We start from the raw sequence: 1,298 nt of genomic DNA on the forward strand, positions 1-1,298 counted from the left end.
CGCGGCCAGTGGCGCGCTGCAGAAGCTGCGCGCGGCCGGACTGCCCGCGGATGTCGACCCCTACGAGGCCCATGGCGCCCTGGAACCGCGGATCCCGGTGCACGAGGCCGCCTTCGAGCCGCTGATGCTGGCCTGCCGGGACCGCCGCCCGGTCGTCTTCGACTACCGCAAGGCCACCGCCGTCCGCCCCGAGCCCCGTCAGGTGGAGCCGTGGGCGCTGGAGTGCTGGCGCGGCCACTGGTATCTGGCGGGCTGGGACCGCGACCGGGGTGCCGAACGGGTGTTCAGGCTGTCGCGGATCACCGGCAAGGTCCGCAGCCGCAGCGCGAAGTACACCGCCGACGTGCCCGATGTCGTCACCGTCCGGGAGACCGTGGCCAGTTGGGCGGGGGAGACCGCCGACCGCTCCGCGCTGATCCGGCTGCGTACGGGCGCCGGGTACCCCCTTCGGGCGAAGGCGTCGGTGGTGCGGGAACTCGGCGACGGCTGGGACGAGTTGGAGATTCCGTACGGGCACGGGCTGGACGCCTGGCTGGTGGAGTTCGGGCCGGATGTCGTGGTCCTGGAGCCGGCCGAGCTGCGTGCCGACGTGGTGGACCGGCTGCGCGCCGTGGCCAAGGGCTGAGGGGGAGCACAAGCAAGTGGCAGGCAAACCGGCCAAGCCCGTGAACGCCATCGACCAGACGCGGCGCATGCTGTCCCTGGTGACGTATCTGCGCGAGCGGCCCGGCGCACGCGTCGGCGATGTGGCCCGCGCGTTCGGGATCACCGAGGACGAGCTGGTCTCCGACCTGGACGTGCTGCCCATGTGCGGCACCAGCTTCCGCGGCGGTGACCTGCTCGACATCGACACCGACGGCGATCGCATCTGGTGGCACAACCCCGCGGCCCTGGGCGAGGAGGCCGCCGAACCGCTCAGACTGGCCGCCGACGAGGCGACCGCGCTGCTGGTCGCCGCCCGCGCGGTGTCCACCCTGCCCGGACTGCGCGAGGGCGACCGGCAGGCGCTGCTGCGGGCCACCGCCAAGGTGGAGACGGCCGCCGGCGAGGCCGCCGGGGCCAGCGCGCGGCTGTCGGTGACCTTCGAGTCCGAGGGCGGGGTCTTCGCGGACGTCGACCGGGCGATCTCCGAGCGGCGCCGCCTGTGGATCCGCTACTACTCGCCCGCGCGCGACGAGCTCTCCGAACGGGAGATCGACCCGATCCGCCTGGTCAGTGTCGGGCACACCTATGTGGAGGCCTGGTGCCGGCGCTCCGAGGCGCGCCGCACCTTCCGCCTCGACCGGGTCGCCGAGATC

Annotated in this window: 2 protein-coding genes; both read left to right on the plus strand. The window is 73.6% G+C overall.

The window, feature by feature from the left end:
- On the plus strand, nucleotides 1–625 hold a 625-nt coding region (locus AOK08_RS41225), incomplete at its 5' end, for a helix-turn-helix transcriptional regulator (protein WP_157877030.1).
- A 16-nt stretch (nucleotides 626–641) separates the two neighbouring features.
- The coding region (locus AOK08_RS41230; RefSeq protein ID WP_157877031.1) for a helix-turn-helix transcriptional regulator at nucleotides 642–1,298 on the plus strand (657 nt) is incomplete at its 3' end.

The organism is Streptomyces graminilatus (genome assembly GCF_001418565.1).
In the GTDB taxonomy this organism is placed as follows: domain Bacteria; phylum Actinomycetota; class Actinomycetes; order Streptomycetales; family Streptomycetaceae; genus Streptomyces; species Streptomyces graminilatus.